At 67.7% G+C, this 5,089-nt stretch carries 4 protein-coding genes; 3 read left to right on the forward strand and 1 reads right to left on the reverse strand.

What is annotated here, in order from left to right:
- The 3 genes from WAN02_RS31700 to WAN02_RS31710 form a co-directional block, all read left to right on the forward strand.
- The coding region (locus WAN02_RS31700) for an ABC transporter ATP-binding protein (RefSeq protein ID WP_422269319.1) at positions 1-1,963 on the forward strand (1,963 nt) is incomplete at its 5' end.
- On the forward strand, positions 1,960-3,699 hold the full coding sequence (locus WAN02_RS31705; RefSeq protein WP_422269320.1) for an ABC transporter ATP-binding protein: 1,740 nt from the start codon (positions 1,960-1,962) through the stop codon (positions 3,697-3,699). The genes WAN02_RS31700 and WAN02_RS31705, both read left to right, overlap by 4 nt.
- A gap of 144 nt (positions 3,700-3,843) precedes the next feature.
- Positions 3,844-4,359 carry a hypothetical protein gene (locus WAN02_RS31710; protein ID WP_422269321.1) on the forward strand — a complete coding sequence of 172 codons (516 nt, stop codon included), beginning with the start codon at positions 3,844-3,846 and terminating at the stop codon, positions 4,357-4,359.
- Here WAN02_RS31710 and WAN02_RS31715 read toward each other — a convergent pair.
- Positions 4,356-5,089: RNA polymerase subunit sigma-70 (locus tag WAN02_RS31715; protein WP_422269322.1), on the reverse strand; the 734-nt coding region annotated here is incomplete at its 5' end. The genes WAN02_RS31710 and WAN02_RS31715 overlap by 4 nt on opposite strands.

Raw genomic sequence — 5,089 nt, forward strand, 5'->3', positions numbered from 1 at the left:
CGTTCGGACCCGGCTGCGCGATGACTTCGGCTTCCCCAAGTCGGAAGTCCACGCGCAGGCCTATTGGAGCGCCGGCCGCGCAATGGGCACCCGGCGCGGCGAGGAGCCGGCCGCCGTCGACACCGTCGCTCTTGTCGAAGACCGGGTCACCGGGCAGCCGGAAAGCGTTGTGGTGCAACAGGGGCCGACTGTTGATCCGGCGCGGGGGAGCTGGCGCGCCCAGGCCGCGGGGCGGTTGCTCGCGCCACTGCGGTCGGCACTGATCGCCTCCGGTGTGCTGCAGGCAGTGATCACGCTGGTGCAGCTTGCGCCGTTCCTGCTGCTGGTCGAACTGGCCAGGCTGTTGGCGTCTGGCGCCGAGTCGTCTCGGTTGAAGGAGATCGGATTCGCGGCGGTGGCGTTGCTGGGTATCGGCACGGTGCTCGGTGCCGCCCTGACGCTCTGGCTGCATATCGTCGACGCCCGGTTCGCCAGCGATCTGCGTTCGCGGTTGCTGAGCAAGTTGGCCCGGTTGCCGTTGGGCTGGTTCACCGCCCGCGGATCCGGTTCGATCAAACAGCTGGTCGCCGACGACACGCTGTCGTTGCATTATCTGGTGACACACGCCATTCCGGACGCGGTCGCCGCGGTCGTTGCGCCGCTGGCGGTGCTGATCTACTTGTTCGTCGTCGACTGGCGGGTGGCGTTGGTGTTGTTCGCGCCGGTCCTGGTGTATCTGGTGCTGACCTCGTCGATGACGATCCAATCCGGCCCGCGCATCCCGCAATCGCAAAAGTGGGCCGAGCGGATGAGCGGCGAGGCCGGCGCCTACCTCGAGGGCCAGCCGGTAATCCGCGTCTTCGGCGGTGCCGCCGCGTCGAGTTTCCGCCGCCGTCTGGATGAATACGTCGGCTTTCTCATCGACTGGCAGCGCCCGCTGGCCGGCAAGAAGACCCTGATGGATCTCGTCACCCGCCCCTCGACCTTCCTGTGGTTGATCGCCGGCATCGGCACATTGCTGGTCGTCGCCGGCCGGATGAACCCGGTCGATGTGTTGCCGTTCTTGTTGCTGGGCACCACGTTCGGCGCCCGATTGCTGAACATCGCTTACGGTATCGGCGGCATCCGCGCCGGGTTGCTGGCCGCCCGTCGCCTCCAGATCACGCTCGACGAGCCGGAACTCGCCGTGCCGGACAAGCCGCCTGCCGGGGCCGGTGACGCGTCGGCCACCGTCGTGTTCGACCGGGTGAACTTCGGCTATCGGCCCGGTGTGCCGGTGATTCAGGACGTTTCGCTGACGCTGCGGCCCGGAACGGTGACCGCGCTGGTCGGCCCGTCCGGATCCGGTAAGTCGACGCTGGCCGCCCTGTTGGCGCGCTTCTATGACGTGCAGCAGGGTTCGATAACTGTTGATGGACAAGATATTCGGTCGCTGACGGCCGACGCGCTCTATACCCGCGTCGGCTTCGTCCTGCAGGAGACGCAGCTCGTGCACGGCACAGTCGCGGAGAACGTCGCGCTCGCGGTTCCCGACGCCACCCCCGGCCAGATCGAGTCCGCCGCCCGCGAGGCGCAGATCCATGACCGGATCACCCGATTGCCGGACGGCTACGACACCATGCTTGGCGCCGCGAGCGGCCTTTCCGGCGGGGAACGCCAGCGGCTGACGATCGCTCGCGCGATCCTCGCCGACACCGGTGTCCTGATCCTCGACGAGGCGACCGCCTTCGCCGATCCCGAATCGGAATATCTTGTGCAGCAGGCACTTAATCGGCTGACCCGGGACCGCACGGTGTTGGTGATCGCGCATCGACTGCACACCATCGCCGGAGCCGACCAGATCGTCGTGCTGGACCACGGCAGGATCGCCGAAAGCGGTACCCACGACGATTTGCTCGCCGCCGAAGGACGCTATCGACGCCTGTGGGACAGTGGGCGCCGCGACCCGGTGACCGTAACGACGGCGCAGGAGGGTGCGCGATGATTCGCACCTGGATCGGCCTGGTCCCGCCTGACCGCCGCGGAAGGGTGATGGCTTATGCCGTGCTCGCGATCGTCTCGGTGATCGTGCGTGCCGTCGGCGCCGTGCTGCTGGTTCCGTTGGTAGGAGCCTTGTTCAGCGATTCACCACACCGGGCACTGGGGTGGCTGGGCTGGCTTACCGCCGCCACCGCGGCCGGTTGGGCGATCGACACCGTGACCGCGCGGATCGGTTTCGACTTGGGCTTCGCGGTGCTCGACCACACCCAACACGACGTCGCGGATCAGCTGCCCGATGTCCGGCTGGAATGGTTCAGCACCGACAACACCGCGACGGCGCGGCAGGCGATCGCCGCGACCGGGCCAGAGCTGGTCGGGCTGGTCGTCAATCTGCTGACACCGCTGGTCACCGCCGTGCTGCTGCCGGCGGCGATCGCGGTGGCATTGCTGCCGGTGTCGTGGCAGCTCGGCGTGGCTGCCATGGGTGGTGTGCCGCTGCTGTTGGGAGCGTTGTGGGTGTCGGCACGGCTGGCCCGTCGCGCCGATCATGCTGCCGCCGAAGCGAATACCGCTCTCACCGAGCGGATCATCGAGTTCGCCCGAACTCAGCAGGCACTGCGGGCAGCGCGTCGGGTCGAGCCGGCCAGAAGCTTGGTGGGCGACGCGCTGGCCGCGCAACACGGTGCCACCATGCGACTGCTGACCATGCAGGTCCCCGGCCAGTTGCTGTTCAGCCTGGCCAGTCAGCTGGCGCTGATCCTGTTCGCCGGCGCCACAACGGCGTTGACCATCACGCACACCCTGAGCGTCCCGGAGGCGATCGCCCTGATCGTCGTCATCGCCCGCTATCTGGAGCCGTTCACCTCGATCAGCGAATTGGGGCCGGCGTTGGAGAGCACCCGTGCCACCCTCGACCGGATTCGCGCGGTGCTCAGCGCCCCGGTCATGACTGCCGGAGCTGAATCGCGACGCGGCCACCACGACGCGCCGCTCATCGAGTTCGAGGACGTCACGTTCGGCTATGACGGCACAAGCGCTCCGGTGCTCTCTCGCGTGAGCTTTGCGCTGCAGCCGGGAACCACCACAGCGATCGTCGGGCCATCCGGCTCCGGCAAGAGCACGATCCTGGCACTGATCGCCGGTTTGTACCAACCGATCAGCGGCCGCGTCCTGGTTGACGGGGTCGACGTCGCGACCCTGGACGCCGACGCCCGTCGCGCCGCGAGCAGCGTGGTGTTCCAGCATCCATACCTGTTCCACGGCACCATCCGCGAGAACGTGTCCGCCGGAGATCCCGCCGCCGGCGACGCGCAGTTCAGCCGGGCAGTCGCGCTGGCGCGCGTGGATGAACTCACCGGCAGGTTGCCCGCCGGCGTCGAGACGATCGTCGGCGAAGCCGGTTCGGCGTTGTCCGGTGGTGAACGGCAGCGGGTCAGCATTGCGCGCGCTTTGCTCAAGCCGGCGCCGATATTGCTGGTCGACGAGGCGACCAGCGCGTTGGACACCGAGAACGAGGCTGCGGTGGTCGACGCGCTCACCGCGGATCCGCGACCGCGGACCAGGGTGATCGTCGCGCATCGGCTGGCCAGCATCCGGCACGCCGACCGGGTTCTTTTCCTTGACGCCGGCAAGATCGTCGAGGACGGCTCGGTCGACGAGTTGCTCACCGCAGGTGGACGATTCGACGAATTCTGGCGTCAGCAGCGCGATGCCGCCGAGTGGCGAATCCACGCCGGCTAGCTGCAGTTACTTGCCAGCGCTGCGCACCGGTGGCTTTGATGTAAGACAACGGGCGATACGACACGCCGGGGACAGGGTCGCTACAGACCAAGCGGTGACCAGCAGAATGACACCGATGATCACGCCCAAATCGAAGGGACAACGATGACCGTGAAATTGCTTGCCAACGGGGTGGCGGCCGTAGCCATAATCGGCGCTGCCGCGGCCGGCGTCACGTCGCTGGCCTCGGGCTATGCATTCGCGCCGCAGGTGACGCCTGTGGTACTCAGCGCACCTCTCGACCCGCCGCCCGCGCCGGGCCAGCCGCCGCTGCCCAGCCCCGAAACGCTGTCTGACCTCGCGACCCGCCTCACCGACCCGGGCGTTTCGTACGAGACGAAATTCGGTCTCGTCGAGAACGGCATCAGCGCGGACGAGGGTCACGTGGCCGACCATGACCTGCGCAAGGCCTTCCGCAACGGGAACTTCCCGGAACAGTTCGCCTTCACGAACATCCAGCCGATCGGCCCGAACGGGGTCAGCGCCGACGTGGCCATCACGAGTCCCAAGTTCGCCGGCCCGGTCAACAAGCAGCTTGCGTTCGTCGATCAGGGTGGCACTTGGGTGTTCCAGCACGCCGCCGCGCTCGCGTTGGTGCAGGCCGCCACGGCCGTCAACTAGCCGGTCACGGCGCGCACATCGATCCTCGCGACCCGCTCGGGATCTGCTAGGACGTCTATCGCGGCAACGCGTCCGCCGCGAACGACGAAGCCCATGATCGCGGTTGCCCGGCCGTCGACAAGGATCACCGCACCCGCGGCCCCGTTGACGACGGCTGGGCGGACTTCGCGGTCCGGGGCGGCGTAACCCTTGGCCAGCCCGGCAACCTTGGATGCCCCTCGCACCGAGCGTTGTCCGGCCGCGCCGAAGTCGCCGCGCAACGACACGTCGGGGTCCAAAACGGCGACCAACCGATCCAAGTCGCCGGCACGTCCGGCGGCGAAGAAAGCGTCGACGACGGTGTGCTGGGCCACCAGATCGGTGTCCGGGCTGGGCGCGGCCTGCTGAATGCGCTGCCGCGCCCGGCTGGCCAGTTTGCGAGTGGCTTCTGGCGTCCGCTCGACGACAGGTGCGATCTGGTCGAACGGAACCGCGAACACATCGTGCAAGACGAACGCCAGTCGTTCCGCCGGTGCCAAGGTGTCCAAAATCACGAACAGCGCCATTCCGACCGCATCGGCCAGCATCGCCTGGTGCTCAGGATCGACGTCGCCGACTGCGTCGACGATGGGATCTGGCAGCTGGGCGACAAGTTCTTCCGATGGCCCAGCCCGGCGGCTTCGCAAGGTGTTCAAGCAGATCCGGGCCACCACGGTCGTCAGCCACGCGTCGAGATTGTCCACTTGGCCGG

The organism is Mycobacterium sp., from assembly GCF_049281135.1.
Classification (GTDB): Bacteria; Actinomycetota; Actinomycetes; order Mycobacteriales; family Mycobacteriaceae; genus Mycobacterium.